The 25,122-nt window shown below is 58.1% G+C and carries 23 protein-coding genes; all 23 read left to right on the plus strand.

The window, feature by feature from the left end:
• Positions 1-14 precede the first annotated feature (14 nt).
• The 23 genes from ADJ74_RS07745 (at position 15) to hpt (ending at position 25,120) form a co-directional block, all read left to right on the plus strand.
• A complete protein-coding gene (locus ADJ74_RS07745) occupies positions 15-1,682 on the plus strand; it encodes a 2-isopropylmalate synthase (RefSeq protein WP_050344252.1) in 1,668 nt (555 codons plus the stop codon).
• A gap of 1 nt (position 1,683) precedes the next feature.
• Positions 1,684-3,513, plus strand: a complete 1,830-nt coding sequence (gene uvrC / locus ADJ74_RS07750) for an excinuclease ABC subunit UvrC (RefSeq protein ID WP_050343247.1) — start codon at positions 1,684-1,686, stop codon at positions 3,511-3,513.
• 118 nt (positions 3,514-3,631) lie between these two features.
• Positions 3,632-4,645 carry an extracellular solute-binding protein gene (locus ADJ74_RS07755; protein ID WP_050343249.1) on the plus strand — a complete coding sequence of 338 codons (1,014 nt, stop codon included), beginning with the start codon at positions 3,632-3,634 and terminating at the stop codon, positions 4,643-4,645.
• Between the two features lie 268 nt (positions 4,646-4,913).
• Positions 4,914-6,608, plus strand: coding sequence for a histidine kinase (locus ADJ74_RS07760; protein WP_050343250.1), 1,695 nt, complete (start codon positions 4,914-4,916; stop codon positions 6,606-6,608).
• Positions 6,601-7,365: a response regulator gene (locus ADJ74_RS07765; protein ID WP_050343252.1), complete on the plus strand. Its 765-nt coding sequence runs from the start codon at positions 6,601-6,603 to the stop codon at positions 7,363-7,365. The genes ADJ74_RS07760 and ADJ74_RS07765 overlap by 8 nt, the downstream gene beginning before the upstream one ends.
• 124 nt (positions 7,366-7,489) lie before the next feature.
• Entirely contained in the window at positions 7,490-7,651 is a 162-nt protein-coding gene (locus tag ADJ74_RS07770; RefSeq protein ID WP_009442777.1) for a rubredoxin, read from the plus strand.
• Between the two features lie 341 nt (positions 7,652-7,992).
• Positions 7,993-9,465 (plus strand): sodium/proline symporter PutP, encoded by a 1,473-nt coding sequence (gene putP, locus ADJ74_RS07775; RefSeq protein ID WP_050343254.1) that lies wholly within the window; start codon positions 7,993-7,995, stop codon positions 9,463-9,465.
• A 94-nt stretch (positions 9,466-9,559) separates the two neighbouring features.
• The gene (locus ADJ74_RS07780) at positions 9,560-9,925 is read left to right on the plus strand and encodes a VOC family protein (RefSeq protein WP_050343257.1); all 366 of its coding nucleotides are present in this window, start codon (positions 9,560-9,562) and stop codon (positions 9,923-9,925) included.
• A gap of 64 nt (positions 9,926-9,989) precedes the next feature.
• Positions 9,990-10,853, plus strand: a complete 864-nt coding sequence (locus ADJ74_RS07785) for a response regulator (RefSeq protein ID WP_050343258.1) — start codon at positions 9,990-9,992, stop codon at positions 10,851-10,853.
• A 3-nt stretch (positions 10,854-10,856) separates the two neighbouring features.
• Positions 10,857-11,321 (plus strand): chemotaxis protein CheX, encoded by a 465-nt coding sequence (locus ADJ74_RS07790; RefSeq protein ID WP_050343260.1) that lies wholly within the window; start codon positions 10,857-10,859, stop codon positions 11,319-11,321.
• 180 nt (positions 11,322-11,501) lie between these two features.
• Positions 11,502-11,972, plus strand: coding sequence for a DUF1934 domain-containing protein (locus tag ADJ74_RS07795; RefSeq protein WP_009442772.1), 471 nt, complete (start codon positions 11,502-11,504; stop codon positions 11,970-11,972).
• Entirely contained in the window at positions 11,950-13,608 is a 1,659-nt protein-coding gene (gene argS, locus ADJ74_RS07800; protein ID WP_050343261.1) for an arginine--tRNA ligase, read from the plus strand. Before ADJ74_RS07795 ends, argS begins: the two co-directional genes overlap by 23 nt.
• A 128-nt stretch (positions 13,609-13,736) precedes the next feature.
• Positions 13,737-14,066 (plus strand): DNA-directed RNA polymerase subunit delta, encoded by a 330-nt coding sequence (rpoE, locus tag ADJ74_RS07805; protein ID WP_009442770.1) that lies wholly within the window; start codon positions 13,737-13,739, stop codon positions 14,064-14,066.
• A 22-nt stretch (positions 14,067-14,088) separates the two neighbouring features.
• Positions 14,089-15,696 carry a CTP synthase gene (locus ADJ74_RS07810; RefSeq protein ID WP_050343263.1) on the plus strand — a complete coding sequence of 536 codons (1,608 nt, stop codon included), beginning with the start codon at positions 14,089-14,091 and terminating at the stop codon, positions 15,694-15,696.
• Positions 15,693-18,986 carry a transcription-repair coupling factor gene (gene mfd / locus ADJ74_RS07815; RefSeq protein WP_050343265.1) on the plus strand — a complete coding sequence of 1,098 codons (3,294 nt, stop codon included), beginning with the start codon at positions 15,693-15,695 and terminating at the stop codon, positions 18,984-18,986. Before ADJ74_RS07810 ends, mfd begins: the two co-directional genes overlap by 4 nt.
• Positions 18,979-19,674, plus strand: a complete 696-nt coding sequence (locus tag ADJ74_RS07820; protein ID WP_050343267.1) for an SAM-dependent methyltransferase — start codon at positions 18,979-18,981, stop codon at positions 19,672-19,674. The genes mfd and ADJ74_RS07820 overlap by 8 nt, the downstream gene beginning before the upstream one ends.
• Positions 19,675-19,819: 145 nt before the next feature.
• On the plus strand, positions 19,820-20,092 hold the full coding sequence (locus tag ADJ74_RS07825) for an HU family DNA-binding protein (protein WP_050343269.1): 273 nt from the start codon (positions 19,820-19,822) through the stop codon (positions 20,090-20,092).
• Positions 20,093-20,151: 59 nt separating this feature from the next.
• Positions 20,152-20,928, plus strand: a complete 777-nt coding sequence (locus ADJ74_RS07830) for an SDR family NAD(P)-dependent oxidoreductase (RefSeq protein WP_050343271.1) — start codon at positions 20,152-20,154, stop codon at positions 20,926-20,928.
• 77 nt (positions 20,929-21,005) lie between these two features.
• A complete protein-coding gene (locus ADJ74_RS07835) occupies positions 21,006-22,130 on the plus strand; it encodes a glycosyltransferase (RefSeq protein ID WP_050343273.1) in 1,125 nt (374 codons plus the stop codon).
• Positions 22,131-22,139: 9 nt separating this feature from the next.
• Positions 22,140-22,439 carry a septum formation initiator family protein gene (locus tag ADJ74_RS07840; protein WP_050343275.1) on the plus strand — a complete coding sequence of 100 codons (300 nt, stop codon included), beginning with the start codon at positions 22,140-22,142 and terminating at the stop codon, positions 22,437-22,439.
• A 105-nt stretch (positions 22,440-22,544) separates the two neighbouring features.
• Positions 22,545-22,988, plus strand: coding sequence for a S1 domain-containing RNA-binding protein (locus ADJ74_RS07845; protein WP_039980977.1), 444 nt, complete (start codon positions 22,545-22,547; stop codon positions 22,986-22,988).
• Positions 22,989-23,183: 195 nt separating this feature from the next.
• Entirely contained in the window at positions 23,184-24,578 is a 1,395-nt protein-coding gene (gene tilS / locus ADJ74_RS07850; protein WP_253271685.1) for a tRNA lysidine(34) synthetase TilS, read from the plus strand.
• On the plus strand, positions 24,575-25,120 hold the full coding sequence (gene hpt, locus ADJ74_RS07855) for a hypoxanthine phosphoribosyltransferase (RefSeq protein ID WP_050343282.1): 546 nt from the start codon (positions 24,575-24,577) through the stop codon (positions 25,118-25,120). Before tilS ends, hpt begins: the two co-directional genes overlap by 4 nt.
• Positions 25,121-25,122 lie beyond the last annotated feature (2 nt).

Here is a 25,122-nt window from a genome sequence, read left to right on the forward strand (position 1 = left end):
GGGGAATCATCATGATGAATTATCAGAAATATACGAAGGGCTACTTTATGCCGCCGGAGATCCACATGGACTGGCTGAAAAAGGATGCACCCGATCATGCACCGATCTGGTGCTCGGTCGATCTGCGCGACGGCAATCAGGCACTCATCGTTCCGATGAGCCTCGATGAGAAGCTCGCTTTTTTTGATCTCCTCGTGCGCGTCGGGTTCAAGGAGATCGAGGTCGGCTTCCCTGCGGCCTCGGATACGGAGTATGAGTTCCTGCGCCGTTTGGTGGAGGACAACCTCATCCCCGATGATGTGACGGTACAGGTTCTGACGCAGGCGCGTGAACACATCATCCGCAAGACGTTCGATGCACTGCGCGGGGTGAAGAACGCCATCGTGCACGTCTACAATCCCACCTCGGCGGCTCAGCGCGAGCAGGTTTTTGCGCGCTCCAAGGAGGAGGTCCTGAAGATCGCCGTGGACGGTGCAAAGCTCCTCAAGGAACTGACGGAGGAGGCGGGCGCGAAGTACCGCTTTGAGTACTCGCCCGAGAGCTTTACGGGCACAGAGCCGGAGTATGCCCTCGAGGTCTGCAACGCCGTGCTCGACGTGTGGCAGCCGACGCCTGACCGCAAGGCGATCATCAATCTGCCCTCGACGGTGCAGATGTCGATGCCGCATGTCTACGGGATGCAGATTGCCTATATGAACGATCATCTGAAGTACCGCGATGCGGTTGTGCTCTCACTCCATCCGCACAACGACCGCGGCTGCGGCGTCTCGGATACGGAGATGGGCCTCTTGGCGGGGGCGGATCGCGTCGAGGGGACGCTCTTCGGCAACGGGGAGCGCACGGGCAACGTGGACATCATCACGGTGGCGATGAATATGTTCGCCCTCGGCGTGGATCCGCAGCTCGATTTCTCCAATCTGCCGCATCTCGTCGAGGTCTATGAGAAGGTGACGCGGATGCAGGTCAACCCGCGCCAGCCATATTCGGGCGCACTTGTCTTTGCAGCGTTCTCCGGCTCACATCAGGATGCAATCGCGAAGGGGATGCACTACTGGGCAGAGAAGCATCCGGAGCACTGGTGCCTGCCGTATCTCTACATCGATCCGAAGGACATCGGGCGTACCTACGACAGCGATGTGATCCGCATCAACAGCCAGTCGGGGCGCGGCGGCGTCGGCTTCGTCATGGAGCAGCAGTACGGCATCGATATGCCGAAGAAGATGCGTGAGGATCTCAGCTACCGCGTCAAGGCAGTCTCCGATGTTGGACACAGGGAACTGCAGCCGGATGAGATCTACAAGGTGTTTATGGACACCTATGTCAATGTCGTTTCCCCTTACGAACTGGCGGACTTCTGCCTGAACAAGCAGCCGGACGGCACGCGGCGCGGCGACCTGCATCTGCGCGTGGACGGCGAGGATCGCACCTACGAGGCGCACGGCAACGGACGTCTGGATGCCGTGTCGAATGCGCTGCAGGAAAACCTCGATCTCTCCTACTCGAATCTGACCTACAGCGAGCACGCCCTGGAGCTGGGGCAGAGCTCGCGCGCGATTTCCTATATCAGCATCACCGGCGAGGACGGAAAGGTGTACTGGGGCGCAGGGATGGATACGGATATCATCACCTCGTCCATTCTGGCACTCTTCTCTGCGATCAACCGCATGAAGGCAGGGCTCTGATGTGACCGATATTGTTGCAGAAAAACTGAAGCTGCTGCCGGACAGCCCGGGCGTCTATATCATGAAGGACGACCACGGGAAGATCATCTACGTGGGCAAGGCAATTGTCCTCAAGAACCGCGTCCGGCAGTATTTTCAGAGCAGCCGCAATCACACGCCGAAGGTGCGCGCGATGGTCTCGCATATCGCCGACTTTGAGACGATCATGACGGCGAACGAGGTGGAGTCGCTGATCCTTGAGGCGAACCTGATTAAGAAGCATCGGCCGCGTTATAATATACGGCTGAAGGACGATAAGAGTTACCCCTATGTCAAGGTGACGGTGCAGGAGGAATTTCCGCGCGTCTTTATCACGCGGCGTGTGCTGCGTGACGGCGCGCGCTACTTCGGCCCCTATACGAATGTGACGGCGCTGCGGGACAGCTTAAAGCTCCTGCGGCGTCTTTTTCCTCTGCGCACCTGCCGCACGATGCCAGAGCGTCCCTGTCTCGAGTATCATATCAAACGCTGCCTTGCCCCGTGCGTTGGCAAGGTGAAGGCGGAGGACTACCGTGCCATGATCCGCGCCGTGCTCCTCTTCCTTGAGGGCAGAACGGATGACGTCGAGCGCGAACTGGAGCAGCGCATGAATGCGGCGGCAGAGGCGTATCACTTTGAGACGGCGGCACGGCTTCGCAATCAGCTGAGTGCTGTGCGCACGGCGGCGGAGCGGCAGAACATCGTGACGGGGGCGGGCGATCAGGATGCCGTCGGCATGGCGCGCTCGGCGGTGGGCGTCTGCGTGCAGATCTTCTTCATCCGCGGCGGCAAGATGATCGGGCGCGAGCACTTTCTCCTGCGCGGCAGCGAGGAGGAGAGTGACGCGGATATCCTGCGCGCCTTTTTGGAGCAGTACTACAATCAGGCGACCTTTGTCCCGCGTGAGGTGCTGCTGCCGTGTGCGATTGACGCAGCGGCGCAGGCGACCATCGAGGCGTGGCTTGCCGCACGCAAGGGGGGCGGCAAGGTCGCACTCCTCACGCCGCAGCGCGGCACGAAGCACGATATTGTGCAGATGGCGACGGGCAACGCCGCGAAGTTCCTCGCAGACGAGGAGACGCGGCGCAGTCTCTTGGATGAGCAGACGCTTGGCGCCGTGGAGGAACTCGGGCGATACCTCGGGCTGAAGCATCCGCCGCGTCGCATGGAGTGCTTTGATATCTCGCACAATCAGGGGCAGGAGACCGTTGCCTCGATGGTCGTCTTTGAGGACGGCGCACCGAAGAAATCGGACTATCGCCGCTTTAAGATCCGCAGCACGGAGGGCAAGCCCGACGATTTCCTCTCTATGCGCGAGGTGACGACGCGCCGCTATGTAGGTTTGCCCGAGGAAGAGCTGCCCGATCTCATCATCATCGACGGCGGCAAGGGACAGCTCTCCTCCGCCCTTGAGATCATCCGCCACGCGGCAGGGCATAAGGATGTCCCCGTCGTCGGCCTCGCGAAACAGTTTGAGCTCGTCTTTACGGAGGGAAATTCAGAGCCGGTTGAACTGCCGCGCCGCAGTCAGGCCCTCTATCTCATCCAGCGTATTCGCGACGAGGCACACCGTTTTGCCATCACGTTTCATCGAAAACTGCGCGGCAAGCGCAACCTCGTCTCCGTACTCGACCATATCGTCGGCATCGGTCCCAAACGACGGCAGAGCCTGCGCACCCACTTCGGATCGCTGGAAAAAATCAAGGAGGCGTCTGTGGAGGAACTCGCTGCTGCTCCCGGCATGAATCGCACTTCTGCCGAGGCAGTGCGTCATTTCTTCGATGCACAGCAGGAACTACGTGGGAAACAATAACAGAATAGGATTATCACACCAAAATGATGAACTGTACGATTGAATTGCAGTTCTGATTATTGTAGAATTATCAAAAAGATTTGAAATTGATGACATCTCATTTAGGAGGTGTCGCACGATGCTCATCTTTCAACGTATGCAGATATTGTGTGCGGCACTTCTCCTCGGCGTTAGCTCTGTTCTCGTCGGATGTGGGTCTGCTCGTCAGGCTCCTACGGACGATGAGAATCTGGTCGTGGTCTATAACTGCGGTGCAGAGGATTGGACAGACCCCATTGCCAAGGAGTTTCAGGAGGAGACGGGAATCCGCGTCCAGTTGGTGGACGGTACATCCGATGCCCTCATGACACGCATTCGTACGGAACAGGAGAATCCGCGCGGCGATGTCCTGTGGGGCGGTGTGGAAGATGTCTACCTATCCCTCACGTCCTATCTGGCATCCTACGACTGCCCGGAGGAAGGTGCCCTGCGCAGTGACTATGTTGGCGGTGACAAGGCATATTACCTTATCACAGAGGATCCCTATGTGCTGGCTTACAACACGGATCTCATCGATGCCGAGGATGCGCCGACCGGATGGAGCGATCTTTTCAAATCACGTTTTCGCGGGCGCATTGCGCTTGCTGACCCGACCAAATCCTTGGTCTCATACGATGTAATTATGACGATGATGGATGTGCTCGGCGGTGATAACGCCCTGATCTCTCGCATGGAAGATCAGCTGGATGGGCACATGGTCTCTGCCTCGGCAGAGCAGGTCAAGGCCGTTGTGAGTGGTGCGTATGCGGTCACGGCGACAGCGGAGCAGCCAGTTCTGCGGTCTCGGTCGGCGGGGGCACACATCGAGGTCGTCTATCCACGGGAAGGGACACGCGTGTCCGCCACCGGGGTTGCGATCATAAAAAATGCTCCGCACATAGAGAATGCAAAAAAATTCCTTGATTTTGTTATGAGCCGTCGTGTTCATGAACGTCTCGGCGTATATGAACGACGCTCCACACGTGCCGATGTCACGGCACCGCCGAATCTCCCAACGCTCGCGGAGATTCATTCCACACGGTTTGATGCCCGGCATGCCGCCGCGTTCAGAGATGAGTTTTTGAGCGAATGGCGTGCTGCGGTTATCAAATAAATCCCCATTTCCCCCCATCCCCCCATTCCCATATTTTCCCCTTCCAAGACCGTCACTTCGTGTGGCGGTTTTCCTTTTTCTGTTTTCACAACATGGAATGAAAATCCCTACAAAATGATAATTTCACTTGACAGAAAAACGATTTATCCTTATTCTTTCTATATAGTCTGAAGATTGAGGAACATAATGTATTTTTATACATTCTTATGGTTGTTCTGACGCGGCGAGATCTTGTTTTTGATGTATGGGAAAGGCGGAGGATACAGAAATGGAGTGGTATACGATCAGTTATCAGAAGCGACTGTTCGCATACCTTCTCTTAGGCGGCGTCCTTCCTCTCCTGATCGTCTCGTCGATTATCCTCTACGCTGCGGATCGTGCCTATGAGAGTACACAGGAGAAAGCCGGGTACGCTGAGGTGCAGCGCATCTCCCGTGAGATCGACAATCTCGCACTTGCTTATCAGCGGCTGATGATGCCGTTTTTCATGCGGGATGATGTCATGGCGTATATGCACGGGGAGCCGACGGATACGACGCATCTCTATGCCGATCTCTATGGTGTCCTCTCCGGGCGTACGGGGGAGGCGGCCGTCTATCTGCTTCCAGCGGATGGGCGGCGTGCGATTGCCACGGACGATGTGCCGCGTGACCATCATCTCCCGACGAATCTCCACTGGGGCGTGATCGGTCAGGCGGTACAGCAAGATGGCTGGGCGTTGATTGCGGCTGACCGCACGGCTCCTGACCAGCAGAATACTGTTTTTTCGATGGCTCATGCCATTCGTCAAAATGGCAAGCTGCTCGGTGCCGTGGTTGTCGATATTCGCCGCGAGGCTCTCGTTCCGCTCATTCAGCGGGTGCAGGACGGCAACGAGGGGCAGATCATCCTGACGGATCGCTACCGCTACGTGATGATGGATTTGCTCGATCATCGCGGCGAAGGGTTCTCCGCCCTCTTTGCTTCGGCGGCGGAGGATGAAACGTCAGCGTCCGTTTTTCGTGACTTCGTGAACAGCTCTGCCGTGACGGGGATTGCCGTGCATCTCCGGCAGCGGACGGATGGGACACCGGTGGAGGAGCTGATACGTCTCATCCTTGCCGTAGACGCTGCCGCGCTTGCGGTGACGGCATACCTCGCGTGGCGGCTCAGCCGCCGTCTCTGGCATCCGCTCCACATTCTGACACAGGCAATGCGCCGTGCACGGAGCTCGGATGATTTTTCGACGCAGCTGGAGGCGCATCGCCGCGACGAGATCGGAGAGCTCGCACGGACGTTCAATGGCCTGATTGCGCACATACGGACGCTCCTAGCGGAGAACCGTGCGCGAGAGCGGCGCCTGCGCATTGCGGAGGTCAAGTCATTGACCGAAATGACGCGCCCGCATTTCATCTACAATACGCTGAACCTCATCAAGTGGAGTGCAAAGCTCGGCGACGCGGAGGGCGCGGCAGATATCGCCGTCCAGCTCGGCAAGATCCTGCGTGCTTCGGTGAGCATGAAGGAATTCGTGACGGTGGCAGAGGAACTATCCTTCCTGCGCACCTATCTGAAAATCCAACAACGGCGCTTCGAGGGACGTCTGAAGGTGACGCTGGATGTAGACAGCCGCATCATGGGATGCTATGTGCCGAAGCTCATCCTCCAGCCGCTGGTCGAGAACGCGATTCAACATGGACTTGAGAGTGTGGAGAGCGGCGGGCGCATCCTCATCGTCGGCAGGCGCGACGGCGATCATATTCTTCTCCGCGTGAAGGACGACGGGCAGGGGATGTCCGAAGCGCGCCAGCAGGAAGTGCTCGCGCAGCAGGATGATAATCACTTTGGCCTCTATAACGTCCACATGCGCGCTATGCTGAACGGTGATGCGGACTGCGGGATTGACCTCTCCAGTGCGGAGGGGAAGGGCACAGAGGTGCGGCTTACGTTGAAGTACATGGAGGAGGCTCCGCGCGATGATTAAAGTGCTTGTGATTGATGATGAGCCGCTGCAGCGGCAGGGCATCGTACAGCTGACCCCGTGGCAGGATTTTGGTGCAGAGGTAATCGGTGTGGCCTCTGGCGGGATGGAGGGCATCCTCATGGCGCGGGAACACCATCCAGATGTGCTGATCGTGGACATCAAGATGCCGGGGATGACGGGGCTCGATGTCATCGCCAGTCTGCGCGAGGAGATCGATGCCGAGTACATTATCCTGTCGGGATTCGGGGAGTTTGAGTATGCACAGCAGGCGATTGCCCTCGGTGTATGTGCCTACCTCCTCAAGCCGCTGGATGATGAGGAGCTTGCGGCCGCGATCAAACTCGCCGCTGGGCATATCATGAGCCGTCGTCATGGCGTACACTGTGATGATGATGATCCAGTGTACGGGAATTTAGCGCTTCCCGCGGAAGAGCCCGTGCGCGGCTATCTCCTGCATGCTGTACGGCACATAGAGGCACACATGGCAGAACCGATCACCGTCCGCGAGGTTGCAGGAGAGCTGGGGCTGAGCGTCAGCTATCTCCACAAACTTTTTGCGCGGTGCGGAACCTCCTTCAGCTCCTACCTGACGGAATGCCGCCTGCGTCATGCAGGACACATGCTGCGCGAGAGTGATGCCAAGATCTATGCGGTCGCTGCCGCCTGCGGCTATCAGGATACGCGCTACTTCAGCAAGGTCTTTCAGAAGCATATGGGCATGAAGCCGACGGAATATCGCTACGGAAAAAATGGATAAAATTTTGCGCAGGGGTATGGACAAAAAGAGAAAAATGCTATATTATAATAATAGTTATTGGTTAGTAAAAGAAAGAACCAGTATCATCTACTGAAACTGTGTATGATTATAGGAGGAATTTGTTATGAAGACATGGGTTTGCTCGGTTTGCGGCTGGGTGTATGACGAGGCAAAGGGAGATCCGGACTACGATCTCGCTCCGGGCGTGGCGTTTGACGATCTGCCCGACGATTTTGTCTGCCCGCTCTGTGGCGTGGATAAGAGTATGTTTGAGCTGCAGGAGTAACGTAAAGGAAGCACTGACGACACAGCCCCGCGTAAGCGGGGTTTTTATCTTTGTGGATAAAGGAAGCACTGATAAATTCGGCACAACCATCTTGACGCATCTTTTTTGCCCGCACTTCGGCGGAAAATCCTCCACAGAGCACCACTCTGCGTCCGGTTTTCCACCTCGTTCGGACGAAAAAATCTACGCCAATCTGGCAGACCTCATTTTATCAGTGATTCCTAAAATCTGCGCCAATCCGGCAGGCCACGTTTTATCGGCGATTCCTTGCAAATATTTTTGCTTTTCCGCCGAGAATCCCGTATAATAAACGACATATTATGGTGTTAGGAGATTTTTTGTTGGCAGAGCGGATTGAGATCAGTGTTATTTTTCTTGTTTATATGCTCCTGATGATGGGCATTGGCGTCTACTACTATCGACGGACGCGCAATATGAGCGATTACTTCCTCGGGAATCGAAAGCTCGGCGCATGGGTGACCTCGATGAGTGCCGAGGCGTCGGATATGTCGGGGTGGATGCTGATGGGGCTGCCCGGCTTTGCCTATACGGCGGGGCTCAACGCCGGCTGGATTGCACTCGGTCTGGCGCTCGGCACATGGGCGAACTGGCAGTTCATCGCGGCGCGCCTGCGCGTCTATACAGAGCTGGCACACAACTCACTGACGCTGCCGGATTTCTTTGAAAATCGTTTTTTTGCCACGTCGGGCGCACTGCGGATCGTACCTGCAATCTTCATTCTCATCTTTTTTATCCTCTATACGTCATCGGGATTCGTGGCGGCGGGGCGCCTCTTTGAGACAATTTTCCAGCTGCCGTATCTGACGGCGCTGCTCTTTGGTGCCGTGGTCGTGGTGTTCTACACGCTCGTCGGTGGTTTTCTCGCCGTGTCTCGAACGGATTTTATCCAAGGCGTGATGATGTTCTTTGCCATTCTCGTGGTTCCTGTGGGGGCGGCATTGATGCTGGGCGGCTTTTCGGCGACGGCGGATCTGATCCATGCACAGCATGCAGAATTTTTCGCGCCGCTGACCAAGCCCGACGGCAGTACACTCGGGTTCATCGAGTTCATTTCCCTCATGGGCTGGGGGCTCGGTTATTTCGGACAGCCGCATATTCTCGTGCGCTTTATGGCGATCCGCCATGCAGAGGAGCTGCCCCAGGCGACGCGCATCGCCATGTCATGGGTGGTGATCTCCCTCTCGGCGGCGATTCTCGTCGGCATGGTGGGGGCGGTGTATCTTAAGACACCGCTGGCGGGAACAGCAACGGAGACGGTGTTCCTCACGATGGCGGGTGAGCTTTTCCCGCCGGTCGTCGCGGGGCTGATCCTCGCGGCGGTGCTGGCAGCGATCATGAGCACGGCGTCGGCGCAGCTCCTCGTAGCCGCCTCGGCGTTTGCGCAGGATATCTATCGGCGCAGCTTCCGCCCCGAAGCGCAGCAGGGCGAGCTGGTCTGGGTGAGCCGTCTGTCCGTTCTCGTGATTGCAGCGGCGGCGATCTATCTCGGGCTCAGCCCCGACAACTTTATCCTCGATATGGTGGCGTATGCGTGGGCAGGCTTCGGTGCCGCCTTCGGCCCCGCACTCCTCATGTGCCTCTTTTGGCGGCGGACGACGGAGCGCGGCGTGCTCGCAGGGATTGTGACGGGCGGCGTAACGGTGCTCGTCTGGAAGCAGTTTGCGTTCTTTGGACTCTATGAGATCGTGCCGGGATTTCTGCTGGCACTCGCTGCCATCTATGTGGTGAGCCGGCTCGATGCAGAGCCGCCTGCGGCCGTGACGGAGCTCTTTGACCGCGCATCACGACAGTAGGGAGCTGTCGGTGATGCGCTTATGAGGAGGACGGCATTTTCCGATATACACAAAGTACGAAATTTATCAGCGATTCCTTAATGGGGAGGACATTATGGCATTTAATTTTACGCATGTGAATTTCAATGTGCTTGATCTGGCACGCAGCATGGCGTTCTATGAGAAGGCATTTGGCTTCCGTGAGAAGCGTCGCCTAGAGGCGGAGGGCTTTACCCTCGTCTATCTGACGGACGGCACGACGGACTTTGAGCTGGAGCTGACCTATCTGGACGCGCGAACTGAACCGTACAATCTCGGGGAAAAGGAGTTCCATCTCGCGCTCCATACGGACGACTATGCAGCAGCGCATGCGCTGCATACGGAGATGGGGGTCATCTGCTATGAGAATGCCGAAATGGGCATTTACTTCGTAGAGGATCCCGACGGCTATTGGATCGAAGTTCTCCCAAAAAATATGTGACGAACAGCTTTTTTTGTGTATAATAGAATTAGAATAGAGTGTTCGTGGCAGAGGGGGAGTAGGAATGGGAAAGCTGCGGGTACTGATCGTGGACGACTCCAAGATCAGCCGCGTGATGATTGCTGAACATCTAAGGGAAACGGATTTCGAGGTCTGCGGGATGGCGGCAGATGCCGTGGAGGCGCTGAAACTCTACGAAGAGCTGCGGCCGGACTTCGTGACGATGGATATGAACCTGCCGGACACAAACGGCCTTGAGTGCAGCAGACGTATCCTCGCGCTGGATGCGGATGCACGGATTCTGATGATCAGTGCGATGAAGGATCTGAAGCTCATCACACAAGGGAAGGCTGTCGGCGTGCGTGCGTTCCTTCAAAAGCCGGTTTCGCAGGCAGATCTGCTGGATACGCTGTACCTGATCGGGCAGGTATCCGCCACGCAGGAGACAGAGTTTCGGGAACTCTATGCAAAGCCGTTTGCACGTGCCCTCCAGCAGGGTGTGTCGGGGCTCCTCAATATGGAGGGAGAGCCGGAGATTGCACCCTATGAGTCGCGCACACTCGATGTGAGCGGTGCGGCAGTGATCATCGGCATCACGGGCTATACGACAGGACGCGTGATCCTCTACGCAGAGGAATCTGTGGTACAGCTCTTCGCCATGCACATGCTTGGATATTCGACCGTAGAAGAGCTCGCGGAGAACGAGGCACCAGATGCCGTGGAGGAAGCCGCAAATATCATTGCAGGGCGAGCCGTTTCCAAGATCAACAATGTCCTGGATGGGAAGGAACTGCGCCTGACGCCTCCGGGGACGATCTCGGGCACGCAGGTGCATATTGTAAGTCCCCGCATGACGACGTTCTGTATCAGCATGCAGTTGCCGATCGGAACCGTCCGGATCAATGTGGGCTTTGCAGAAGGAGAGTAATCGATGGATGCAAAACTGATCAATCCTTTTGTGGACGCCTTTACGACGGTGATGCCGATGCTGGGATTCCCCGAACCGACACGGACGAAGCTCTACGCAGCGAAGTCGCGCGTCAAGAGCCTCGGCGTTTCGATGCTGGTGGGCTTTACCAAGCAGATTCGCGGGAATGTCGTCTACAATATGAGTGAGGAGACGGCCAAGTTTATCGCGTCGCAGATGATGATGGGGATGCCGGTCGAGATGTTCGACGAGATGGCGCAGAGCGCGATCTCAGAGCTGAGCAATATGCTGACGGCTCACACGGCGACGAACATCACGGCCTTGGAGCTGGATGTCGATATCTCCACGCCGTCGTTGACGGTGGGGGCGGACTTCGAGGTGAAGGTCTGCGATGGCCAGTACCTCGTCGTCGCAATGGATCTGAGCGGTAAACTTGTGGAATTGGATATTGCCGTTGACCAGGTATAAAGGAATCTCCGATCAATACAGTGCGGCCATCTCAGCGCATCTTTTTTGTCGATGCGATGACGGGCAATCTGCGCTCATCCGAGGGGCTGCTTTATCGGTGATTTCAAGAATAACGCGTCGAGAGTATGATCGATGTCGTGCTCTCGCTGCACGGAACACTTTTTATCGGAGGAGGTTTCGATGAAGGGTGCGGAGCAGGTGCGTGTCTTTCTCAAGGGAAGACAGGTGGATGCTGCAGGCGAGGAGAGCCGCATTACGCTGTCCGTGATAGGACGGCGTTTTTTGCGTGGAGAGAGCCGCTATGTGAGCTATGACGATGCAGAGCTGATTGAGGGCGCGATTGTCCCGACGATTCTGCGCATCGGTGCGGACGATGTGCGTCTGCAGCGGCGTGGCGTCGTGCGCTGTACGCAGAACTTCGTCCCGGGGCAGGAACGGCGCGGCGACTACCGCACCCCGTACGGGCGGTTCTCGCTGTCCACGTTGACGCGGCGCCTGCGCGTGCGCAGCTTTCCGGACGGGGTGGAGGAAGCGTATATTTTCTATACGCTCTATGTGGACGGGATGCGTCAGAGCGACAACACGATGGAAATACGAATTGAGCCAATGCAAAGGAGATCAAATCAAGGTGGAGATCAAACAGCAGATTGAGCAGGCACTGCTTCGTGCCGTGGAGGCCGCCACGGCGGCGGGAGAGCTGCCGGAGGGCGGCGCACTTCCCCCCATTCTTCTGGAGGAGCCGCCGGATAAGGCGCTGGGCGATTTTGCCACGAACTTTGCGATGCAGTCGGCGCGCGTCTTTCGTCAGCAGCCGAAGAAGATCGCGGAGACGCTTCGTGCCCATTTTACGGGCGGATGGCTCGATCATGCGGAGGTGGCAGGACCGGGCTTCCTCAATTTCTATCTCAAAAAAGATGTGATGGCAGATACCCTGCGTGGGATTCTGCGTGCGGGGGAGACCTACGGTACACTGGCGCCGAAGGATGCGGCGCCGATTCAGGTGGAGTACGTCAGCGCGAATCCGACGGGACCGCTGCACGTCGGACACGGGCGCGGTGCGGCGGTCGGCTCGGCGCTGGTGACGCTGCTGCGGACGGCAGGCTATACGGTGGAGAGCGAGTACTATGTCAACGATGCGGGCAACCAGATGCATTTGCTCGCCGTGTCGGTGAATGCGCGCTATCTGGAGCTCCTCGGACGGGAGGTACTGTTCCCTGAGAACGGCTACCACGGTGCGGATATCGTGGAGACGGCACAGCGCATCATCGACCGTGACGGGGATCGCTATCTCGCTCTGTCCGAGGAGGAGCGTCTGGAACAGTTCAAGGACATTGCCTATCGCGAGAAACTCGCTGCGCTTCGCGAGGATCTCGCAGACTTCGGTGTGACGTTCGATGCGTGGTTCAGTGAGCGCACGCTCCATCCGGCGGCCGTGCGCCGCGTCGTCGATGTGCTGCTCGAACGCGGCGCCGCCTACGAGAAGGACGGTGCGGTATGGCTGCGCTCGACGGACTACGGGGATGACAAAGATCGCGTGATCTTCCGCGACAATGGCGTACCGACGTATCTTGCCGCGGATATCGCCTATCATGACAATAAGTACGCGCGCGGCTTCGGCAGGCTCGTCAACATCTGGGGGGCGGATCATCACGGCTATGTCGCCCGCGTCAAGGCTGCGATGGCGGCGCTCGGACACGATCCCCAGCAGCTTACGGTACTTCTCCTGCAGATGGTGAGCCTCTATCGCGACGGTGAGGTCGTAAAGCTGAGCAAGCGCACGGGCGAGACGGTGACGCTGCGGGAATTGATGGAGGAGGTCGGCGTCGATGCGGCGCGGTATTTCTTCCTGATGCGCTCCCTCGACAGCCAGCTGGATTTCGATCTCGATCTCGCGAAGAAGAGAACGAACGAAAACCCCGTCTACTACATCCAGTATGCGCATGCACGCATTTCCAGCATCTTCCGCCAGGCGGAGGAATCGAAAATTGTCCCCTCAGATGGGGCGGAGCTGGAACGCCTGACGGATGAGACGGAGACGGCACTCATCAAGAAGCTCGCTGCCTATCCTGAGGAGATCGAGCGCGCTGCAGCGGAATACGCTCCTCAGCGCATCGCACGCTACAGCCATGAGCTCGCGGCTGCATTTCATGCGTTTTACAATAAATGCCGCATTGTTGGACAGGAACCGGCACTTGCCTCTGCCCGCCTCGCCCTCGTCATGGCGACCGGGCGCGTGATTCGCCACAGTCTCGGTATTCTGGGTGTTTCCGCGCCGGAGAAGATGTAAGGCCTCACGGGAGACAGTCATCCGATTGGTGCAGATGTTCCGCCGGAGTGCGGGAAAATACACCAAGATGATGGTGTTGAATGGATCCGTGAACCATCATGCAACGTCCTATTGAAAGGAGTCTATCCATGGATTATACAAAGATGTCGGAAGTCGACGCCGCCTATCATATCCTCGCAGAGAAGAAAGAGACAATGAACTATAAGGATCTGATCCTTGAGGTCATCGAGGCGACGCATCGTCCCGTGCAGTCGCTCGCCATGGCGATCTCGGAGATCTATACGATGATCAATATGGACAGCCGTTTCCACTACGAGGGCGAGAGCCGCTGGGGGCTGACTGAGTGGGTGCCGCCCGAGGTCAAGCGCTCCTCGTCACGCGCGTCCTCCGGCACCTCGAAGACCGCGATTACGAAGGAAGCAGCACGCAAGAAGAAGCTCGAAAGCATTCAGAACTGATAGGATACGGCGGAGGCATAATATGGCAAAGTATATATTCGTTACGGGCGGCGTTGTTTCTTCCCTCGGCAAGGGCATAACTGCGGCTTCGCTCGGACGCCTGCTCAAGAACCGTGGCATCAAGGTGACGATTCAGAAGTTCGATCCGTACATCAATATTGATCCCGGCACGATGAGCCCCTATCAGCACGGTGAGGTATTCGTCACTGACGATGGCGCGGAGACGGATCTCGACCTCGGTCACTATGAGCGTTTCATTGATATCAATCTGACAAAGCGGTCGAACATCACAACGGGAAAGGTTTATGCATCCGTCCTGAACAAGGAGCGTCACGGCGACTACCTCGGCTCGACGGTACAGGTCATTCCGCATATCACAAACGAGATCAAGCAGCGCGTCTACGATGTGGCAAAGGCGGATAACGCCGATGTCGTCATCACGGAAATCGGCGGTACCGTCGGCGATATCGAGAGCCTTCCCTTCCTTGAGGCGATCCGCCAAGTCAAAAAGGAAGTGGGAAAGAATGATGCGCTCTACATCCATGTGACACTGCTCCCCTATATCACGGCGGCGGGGGAGCTCAAGACGAAGCCGACCCAGCACAGCGTCAAGGAACTGCGCGCCATCGGGATCCAGCCCGACATCCTCGTCTGCCGGACGGAGCAGCCGATTCCGCGCGAGATGAAGGAGAAAATTGCGCTCTTCTGCGATGTTGACGCCGATGCAGTCATCGAAAATCGTACGGCCTCGACGATCTATGAGGTGCCGCTGATGATGCAGCAGGAAGGCCTCGACCGCATTGTCCTCGAGAAAATGGCGATGGATTTTGACCCCTCCAACATGGAGGCATGGGGGAAGATGGTCTTTAAGATCAATCACCCCGCAAAGAAGGTAAAAATCGCCGTCGTCGGCAAGTACGTAGCGTTGCCCGATGCCTATATGTCGGTGACGGAGGCACTCAATCACGGCGGCATCGAAAACGATGCGCAGGTGAAGATCGCATGGATCAACGCCGAGGAACTGGAGGATCCGAACGCAGATCTCGACGAGATCTTCGTCGGCTGCAAGGGCATCCTCGTACCGGGCGGCTTTGGCGACCGTGGTGTTGAGGGAAAGATCCGCGCGATCCAGTATGCGCGTGAGAACAAGATCCCGTTCCTCGGGCTCTGTCTTGGCATGCAGTGCGCTGTCATCGAGTTTGCGCGCCATGCGGCGGGACTTTCCGGTGCACACAGCACGGAGTTCGTACCCGAGACACCGCATCCCGTCATTGCCCTGATGGAGGATCAGCAGGGCGTGGAGGAGAAGGGGGGTACGATGCGTCTGGGGGCGTATCCCTGCGTCCTCGCAGCGGATTCGCTCTCGCGTGAGGCGTATGGAACGCCTGAGATCAGCGAGCGGCACCGCCATCGCTTTGAGTTCAACAATGCCTATCGCGCTCAATTGGAGGAAAAGGGGCTGCGCATCGCAGGAACAAGCCCCGATGATCAGCTCGTGGAGATCGTGGAGATCGAGGATCATCCGTGGTTCGTCGCTTCGCAGTTTCATCCGGAGCTGAAGTCGCGGCCGAATCATCCGCACCCACTCTTTGCAGGCTTTATCCGCGCGGCTCTTGCCGCATCCAAATGAATACATTTTTTTCGCTTCTGCGGGATGATCCCGCCCTCCGTCAGCTGACGGAGGTATTTGCGCAGCCGGCAGCACAGACCATGCTGCACGGTGCCGCAGGGGCATTGAAGCACGCCGCCGTCGCCGCCGCCTATGATGCAGCACCGCGCCCGCTCGCCATTGTGACGGCGGGACGGGATGCGCTGCGCGCGTGGCAGGAGGATCTCACGGCACTCCTGCCCGAGGCGGATGTCTATGAGCTGCCCGAGCTGGACCGCATTGACTTTGCTGCACCCGGTGCGGCGAAGGGGCTGGAGCGCTCGGCACAGCGCATGAACATCATGGCGCGTCTCCTGCGTCATGAGCCGATCATCGTGTTGGCGGACATCAGTGCGGCGGCGCAGAAGGGGCTCAGCACGACGGAATTCTCCCGTGCCGCACTGTCGCTGCGCCTGGGACAAGACCTCCCGCGTGAGACCCTGATGGAGCGGCTGTCGGCGCTCGGCTATGAACATGTGCCGGAGGTGGAGAACGTCGGACAGTTCAGCGTGCGCGGCGGCATTGTGGATGTGTTTCCCATCAATGCGCTCTCGCCCATCCGTGTGGAGTTCTTCGATACGGAGATCGACTCCATGCGAGAGTACGATCCTCTGACCAAGCGCTCCATCAAAAATATCGGAACGGCCTCCATCATGCCTCTGCGTGCCGCAGACGACAATGGGGAGGCCTGTTTTTTGAGCTATCTCGGCGCAGCCGGAACAAGTGTCTTTGACGAGCCGTCACGCCTGATGGCGGCGCTGGAGGATGGCGTGCGGGAGGATGCCGTGCGTGCGGCGCGGTGTTTCTCGTGGGCAGAGATGACCGCCGCCGGTACGGAGGGGCATGAGGTGTTCATCTCACTCATGAATCGCGCTGTCCCGACGTGTACGCCGCAGACGCTCATCGGCGTACAGATGGTGCCCATGACGGCGTTTCAGCGGCAGTTTTCGCTCCTCGAGAGCGAGCTGCATCGCTATCTGGGAGAGGGGATGCGCGTCCTCATCCTAGCGGGCGGGGCGGAGCAGGCCGCGCGAATGCGCGAGATGCTCACGCTCTGGAAGCTCCCGACGGTCATTTCACGCGGCGCAGATGCACCGGCCGAACATGCCGTCACCATTTCGCCCGGCACCCTGCGTGCGGGCTTTGAGCTGAGCACGTCTCGCACTGCTGTCCTGACGGAGCAGGATATCTTCGGTCGTCATAAGGCACGGCTGCGCCGTACAGCGTCGGCGGGAGAGCGCATCCGCCACTTTCGCGAGATTGCGCCCGGCGACTACGTGGTGCACATCTCCCACGGCATCGGGAAGTATCTGGGCGTGGAGACCATCGAGGTCGCCGGTGTTCACCGCGACTATTTGCACATCCAGTACGGCGGGGATGACAAGCTCTTCGTCCCGACCGATCAGGTCAGTCTCCTGCAAAAGTATATCGGTGCAGAAGGCGCTGCGCCGCGCCTGCACCGCATGGGTACGGCAGACTGGGCACGCGCACAAGCCAAGGCGCAGAAATCGGTCGAGGATATCGCCGACCATCTGATTGAGCTCTACGCTGCGCGGCGCATGGCGAAGGGACATGCCTTTTCGCCGGATGATGCGGGACAGCGCGAGTTCGAGGAGGCGTTTCCGTATCAGGAGACGGACGATCAACTGCGCGCCATTGCAGAGATCAAGCACGATATGGAAAGCGAAAAGCCGATGGATCGCCTGCTCTGCGGCGATGTGGGCTTCGGCAAGACGGAGGTTGCGATTCGCGCGGCGTACAAGGCGGCGATGGACGGCTATCAGGTCGCCGTGCTCGTGCCGACAACAGTTCTCGCACAGCAGCACTATCAGACCTTTGCGGCGCGTTTTGCCGACTTCGCTCCGAAGGTGGACGTTGTCTGCCGCTTCCGCACGCTGCGGGAACAGGCGGCGACGCTGCGCGATGTGGCGCGTGGTCAAGTGGACATCCTCATCGGAACACATGCGATTCTTAATCGGAAGCGCGTGCGCTTTCAGAAGCTGGGCCTGCTCATCGTGGATGAGGAGCAGCGTTTCGGCGTGACGCAGAAGGAAAAGATCAAGGAGTTCGCGACGGGCGTCGATGTACTGACGCTCTCTGCGACGCCGATTCCGCGCACGCTGCACATGTCGCTCGCGGGTGCGCGTGATATGAGTGTCATCGAGACGCCGCCCGCCGAGCGCCTCCCTGTGCAGTCCTACGTCGTGGAGAGCAGTGATGCCATGATGCGCGGCGCGATCGAGCGTGAGCTGTCGCGCGGCGGGCAGATCTACTTTATCTACAACCGCGTGGAGAGCATCGACCGGATGCGCGAGCACCTGCAGCAGATTGTACCGCAGGCACGTATTGCCTCCGCGCACGGACAGATGAGCGAGGATATTTTGGAGCAGGTCATGATGGACTTTTACGAGGGACATTATGACATCCTGCTTGCAACGAGCATCATCGAGAACGGCATCGATGTCGCCAACGCGAATACGATCATCATCTACGATGCCGACCGCTTCGGCCTCTCGCAGCTCTATCAGATGCGCGGACGCGTCGGCCGCTCGGCGAAGATGGCGTTTGCCTACTTCACGTATCGGCGCGACAAGGTGCTCAGCGAGACGGCGGAGAAGCGCCTACAGGCGATGAAGGAGTTTGCACGCCTTGGCTCGGGCTTTAAGATCGCGATGCGTGATCTCGAGATCCGCGGCGCGGGGAGCCTTCTCGGTGCGCAGCAGCATGGGCATATCGCAGGCGTCGGCTTTGAGATGTATGTGAAGCTGCTCGAGGAGGCCGTGGCGCGCAAAAAGGGCGAGAAACCTGCGCCGCCGCCCGTACAGACCGTCATCGACCTCCCCGTGGAGGCGTATCTGGATGGCGGCTACATCGAGGACGCCATGCACAAGATCGAGGTCTATCAGAAGATCGCGGCGGTGCAGACGGATGAGGATCTCGATGCACTGCTCGACGAGCTGATCGACCGGTTCGGCGAGCCGACAGCGCCCGTCCTTGCTCTGCTCGATATCGCGCGCATCAAAAATGCGGCGCGGACCTTTCATGCACGGAGCATTGCGCTGAAGGAAAATGCGCTCGATATCGCCCTGCCGGCGGATGAAAAGCTGCCGCTCCCGGCACTCATGCGCCTCGACCGCGCCTTTGGGCGGCGCGTCGGGCCCCTGCCCGAGGGGAGCGGCTATCGCATCCGCCTCGCGGCACGTGAATGCAGGAATGTATTGGATACGGTGCTGGAGATTGTGCAGTTGATCACAGGAGAGCGGCATGAATGACTATCGATTGACCGTTGCGGGGCTCGGCCCCGGTGACGCGGGGCTGATTACGCGCGAGACATGGACGCAGATCGAGAGGGCGGAGCAGATCGTGCTGCGCACGCGCATCCACCCGAGTGTATCGGCACTGGATGATGTGCAGATTTCCTATGAGACATACGATCCCCTCTACGAGGAGATGGGGGACTTTGACGCGCTCTATGCCGCGATTGTCACGGATCTCTGTACGCGTGTCCGTACGGGCTCTGTGCTCTATCTCGTTCCCGGAAGCCCGCACGTCGCAGAGCGCACGGTACAGCTCCTGCGCCCTGCGGCAGAGCGCGAGGGGATACCGCTCGACATCCTGTCCGGGATGAGTTTTTTGGATCCGCTTTTTGCGGCGGTGGGCATCGATCCCGTGAACGGGCTCTCCATTCTCGACGCGCTGAATGAGGCGCAGATCCGTGCCGTGCCGACGCAGGACCGCATCATTACACAAATTTATTCGCGTGCGATTGCTTCCGATGTCAAACTGCTCCTGATGGAGCACTGCGACGATGTACAGGAGGTGCTCTATCTGCACCACCTCAGTCTGCCCGAACAGGACGTGCGGCGCATTCCGCTTTATGCACTCGATCGGCAGGAGGATGTGGATCATCTGACCTCCATTTTTGTCCCTTATATGCCGACTTTTTGGGAAAATCCGTAAAAAAAACGGGAGTTTTTGGGAAAAATCATCTTTTTTTAATATTTCCCCTTGATTTTTCGGGGTAATTCTGTTAAATTCTCTCATGTCAGTGCGACACTAAGCGGTCGCGAGGAAAATGGAAAATATCTTAAAGGAGGATGCTACTTTGAACAAGCAGGAATTGGTCGCAAACGTAGCAGAGCAGGCAAGTCTCACGAAGAAGGACGCGGAGAAGGCAGTCAATGCTGTTTTTGAGACGATCAAGGGCGCACTTTCCGAGGGTGACAAGATTCAGCTGATCGGATTCGGCACGTTCGAGGTGAAGGATCGTGCGGCACGCAAGGGGCGTAACCCCCAGACGGGCAAGGAAATCGAGATCGCGGCTTCGCGTAATCCTGTGTTCAAGGCCGGCAAGGCTCTGAAGGATGCTGTGAACTGATTTTGCAGTGTGACCGGACTTCCGACGGGAGTCCGGTTTTTCTGCGTTGTGGGGCGGATATGAGCAAAACGATCTTTGCACCGGATGCATTCACGGGAAAATCCGTGCTGATCTCAGGCGGCACCTCGGGCATCGGATACGCGGCGGCGGCAATGTTTCTGGCGGCCGGTGCGCGCGTTGTGCTCATGGGGCGTGACCAGATGCGGGGCAAGGGCGCAGAGGAGCAGCTCTCTGCCACAGGGCGTGTGCTGTTTTGTGCCGGCGATGTACGGTCTCTGTCCGACTGTGGCCGCGTTGTTGCGGAGGCAATCCGCTGCTGTGGGGCGCTAGACGTTCTCATCAATGCCGCAGGCATCTACCACGAGGGCGCGCTGGATGCGCTTTCGGCGGAGGAGCTCGACGCTCTGCTTGATACGAACATCAAGGGGACGATCCATCTGTCACAGGCGGCTCTGCCCTATTTGCGGCAGACGCATGGAAATATCGTGAATATCGCCTCTGATGCAGGGCTGCATGGGAATTATTTTTGTGCAGCGTATGCGGCGACGAAGGGCGCGGTTGTCGCGCTGACGCGCTCGCTTGCCCGCGAGACAGCCTGCGACGGCGTGCGCGTGAATGCCGTTGCACCTGCCGATATTCTCACGCCGATGACGGAGCGCCAGCTCGCGGCGCATCTGCCACGAGAGGATCAGCTGCGGGAGATGGCGTCGCTCTATCCGCTCGGGCGCATCGGCACGGCCGATGAGGCCGCTGCCGCTGTCGTCTTTCTCGCCTCTCCTGCGGCAGCATGGGTAACGGGCAGCATCTATATGGTGGATGGCGGGCTGATGGCATAGAAATCCACATCGTCCGTCAAAAAAATTTGCCATTGTCAAAAATTATGTTAAAATAAGATTGTATGAGGAGGTGGCTGATGGGACATGCCCGCATTCTCATTTTGACCGCCTCCATCGGTGCAGGGCATACGCGGGCGGCAGAGGCCATTCGTGCGGCACTGAAGGCGCAGCCGGGAGCGGCGGAGCAGCGGATCGATGTTGTGGACTTCATGTCGCGAGAGGTGTCCATCATCCACTATCTCATGAAACGTATTTATCTGACGATGCTGCGCTTTGTGCCGAATCTCTACGATGTCTTCTTCCACATTGCGGGAAAGAAGGCGGGCGGGGGTGCGGTGCGTGCTGCCTTTGCTTGGGTGATGGTGCGTACGATGGGACGGATCATTCGGACGTATCAGCCCGACCTTGTCGTCGCCACCCATCCCTTTCCCGAGGGGGCGGCAGCACTCTGGCGCGAGCAGCATGGCGGCTCCTTTGCGCTGGCGGCACTTCTCACGGACTACGCTCTCCACGCGATCTGGTTTGTGCGTAACGTGGATGCCTATTTCGTTGCGACAGAGACGATGGCGGATGAGATGGCGGCGTGTGGCTTTGATCGGAAGTGCATCCATGCGACGGGCATACCGATTACGCTCATGGCGAGCCGTTTGGCACGCCGCGAGGCACAGGTACAGGCAGGACTCTCTGGAGATCGGCCGACCGTTCTTCTCATGGGCGGTGGTCTGGGGCTTGGCGATATGGAGGCGACCCTTGCGGCTTTGGAGCAAGTACAGCTGCGCCTCTCCGTTCTCGTCGTGGCGGGACATAATGCTGCACTGGAGGAGCGTGCGCGTGCGCGCGCGGCACATTCACATCATGCGATCTCCGTGCGCGGCTATACCCACGATGTGCCGGTATTGATGCGCGCGGCAGATCTGCTCATCACGAAGCCCGGTGCGCTCACAATCAGCGAGGCATTCGCTGCAGGGCTGCCGCTCCTCCTGCATGACCCGATTCCGGGGCCGGAGACGGAGAACGCCGTCTATGCGACGCGATGTGGAGCGGCCGTATGGCTGCACCCGGGCGAGCGCATGGCGCCGGCGGTGGAGGACATACTTACGCATCGTCTGCCTGCCATGCGCAGGGCGGCACGCGACTGTGCCCGCGAGGAGGCGGCACAGCGCGTGGCGGAGATTCTGACAGAGATGCTTCAGCGAAAGTGAGGGAGACGGATGGCACGGAGAAAGAATGCACGGCGGCCGCGCTGGTTTGTTGTGACGGTTCTTCTGATCCTTGGTTACTTTGGTACGATGATCGTATCACAGGGAATCTATCTCTTTCACGTGCGTGCGGAGCAGCGTGCGGCATCCGAGCGGCTGACGGCTGCACAGGGGGAGAATGACCGTTTGCAGGCGGAGAAAACGCATCTTGGGGAATTGCCGTACATTGAGAAATTGGCGCGTGAGGAGCTCGGCATGACGGGGGAAGGGGAACTTCCCTATGCACCGGGAAAGCGTGGAAACGGCAACTGACTGGGCTGCGTATTTTCTTGACAGAACGGGCGTCCGCCCTGTATAATAATTATGTCTGACAGTGGGGGAGACCCCGATGGTTTATCGTTGAAGGGAAGATTTGTTTTGGCCATTGAAGTCGGCAGCGTAGTAGAGGGTGTTGTCACGGGTATCACGAATTTTGGTGCTTTTGTCGAACTCCCGGAAGGGAAGACGGGGCTGATCCACATCTCGGAGGTTGCCGACGTCTACGTGAGCGATGTGCATGATTTTCTAAAAGAGCATGACAAGGTCAAGGTCAAGGTACTGACCGTGGATGATCGTGGGAAGATCGGTCTGTCGATCAAGGCTCTGCAGGATAAATCGTCCGCTGCGCAGTCCGCTGCTGCGCCGGCACGTCCGCCGCGTCCACCGCGCGATATGCGCCGTACGGCGGCATCACGTCAGATCGGCTCGCCGTCCTTTGAGGACAAGTTGTCGCGCTTCCTCAAGGACAGCGATGAACGATTGACCGATCTGCGCCGCAAGACCGATTCCAAGCGCGGCGGACGCGGCTCACGCCGTGGCTGAGCACGTATGCTGCGATAGGATATGAGGAGAAATAGGACACTCCATGTGGAGTGCCTTTTTTGTGGAAAGCACTGATCACGTGATTTTCATCGAACCGGTGTATGATGGTCTGCGCGGAGATAATTCTGAGCGGGCAGTACGACGCGTGCACCACGCGATGGACGCATGGGTCAGTGCTTCCTTTATCGGGAGATCATGTTGAAACGACAGGTGGCAGACATTCTTCGGACGCATGGATTTTTTGCGCCCGATCGCCGCGTGCTCGCCGCCTGCTCGGGCGGGACGGATTCTCTGGTTCTGCTGGACATGCTCAGCGATTTACATGCGGAGGGCGGCCCGCAGATCATCTGTGCACACTACGAGCACGGCATTCGCGGAGCAGCGTCACGTGCGGACGCAGATGCCGTGGCGGCATACTGTGCGGCACGCGATATTCCCTGCATCATAGAGGCAGGTGACGTACCGCGCTATGCGCGGACGCATAAACTTTCGCTTGAGACGGCGGCGCGTGTCTGCCGCTATGATTTTCTCCATCGGCTGCAGGAGCAGGAACACTGCGATGCGATAGCGCTCGCCCATCATGCAGATGATTTGGCGGAGACCGTGCTCATGCGTATTCTGCGCGGTACGGGACCTGCAGGGCTTGCCGCCATGCGTGAGTGGGACGGCGTCCACCTGCGCCCGCTGCTCCATACGGCACGCACGGAGATTGAGAGATATATTCGGATGCATAAGCTTCACCCGTGCCATGACCGGACGAATGATCAGCAGGATGCGCAGCGCAATCGGATTCGCCACACGCTTTTGCCGACCCTCTGCACCTACGGTAATCGAAATATCCGTGATGCACTCGTGCGCCTCAGTGATCTCGCGGGTGAGGAGGATGATTTCCTCACGCAGTATGCTGCGGCAGAACTGGAGCGCGCATCCTCCGGCGGTGGCCTCTCCGTCGGCGTGCTGAATACGCTGCATACGGCCATGGTACGGCGCGTCCTGCGTCTCTTCTGGGAACGCGTGACGGATGGCCAGCAGGATCTTTCCTACGAGCATGAGGAACGGATGCGCTGTCTCCTCACACGGGCGGGAACGGCACAGTGCGAGCTGCCGCACGGATGGCGTGCGCATATGCGCTATGGCGTACTCAGACTTCAGCGCGAAGAAACACGGACAACACAGCAGGGAAAGGAAGAAGAAATTTTCCTTCCTTTGACCCACGAATATGATATAATAAATTTCCAAGGAAGATTATTTTCCATGCGTCGGATGGATGACGTGACGGATGAGGATTGGCAGAAGGCAGTGGACGGGAAGGCTGTCTATGCTGATGCGGCAGGGCTGCCGCCGCTTGTCCTGCGTACACGGCGTCCCGGAGACTATATGCGGCTCTCCATCGGACGCAAAAAAATCAAGGATATTATGATCGACGATAAGATCCCGCGTGAAGCGCGGGACAGCATTCCGCTGCTTGCCGTTGCCGGCAGCAGTGAGATTTTTTGGATGGTCGGGGGAAGGCGCAGCATCTTGGCACCGGTGACGGAACATTGTGTTGTTTTTGCCATTGCCTGGGAAAAGGAGAGTACAGCATCATGATGAGCGATGATATTGAGCACATATCGTTCTCGGCAGAGGAGATACGCGCGCGCGTGCAGGAGCTCGGCGCACAGATTACACAGGACTACCGCGATGCACAGGAGAAGGTATACTGCGTTGGTATTTTGAAGGGAGCTGCCGTCTTCTTTACGGACCTTGTGCGCGCCATTGATCGCCCGGTCAACTTCGATTTTATGATTGTCTCCAGCTATGGCGACGCGGCCGTCTCCAGCGGACAGGTTAAGATTTTGAAAGATCTTGATTTTTCCATCGAGAACCAACATGTCATCATCGTGGAGGACATCATCGACTCGGGGACGACCATGCACTATCTGAAAACGTTGCTGCAGGGGCGACATCCGAAGAGCATCCGCCTCTGTGCGTTCCTCTCCAAGCCTTCGCGCCGTGTGACGCCGGTCGAGATCGACTATCTCGGACATGAGGTTCCCGATGAGTTCCTCGTGGGCTATGGGCTGGACTATGCGGAGAAATATCGGAATCTGCCCTACATCGGGGTGCTGCGGCGTTCCGTTTATGAGTGAGG

The organism is Selenomonas sp. oral taxon 478 (assembly GCF_001189555.1).
GTDB lineage: Bacteria > Bacillota > Negativicutes > Selenomonadales > Selenomonadaceae > Centipeda > Centipeda felix.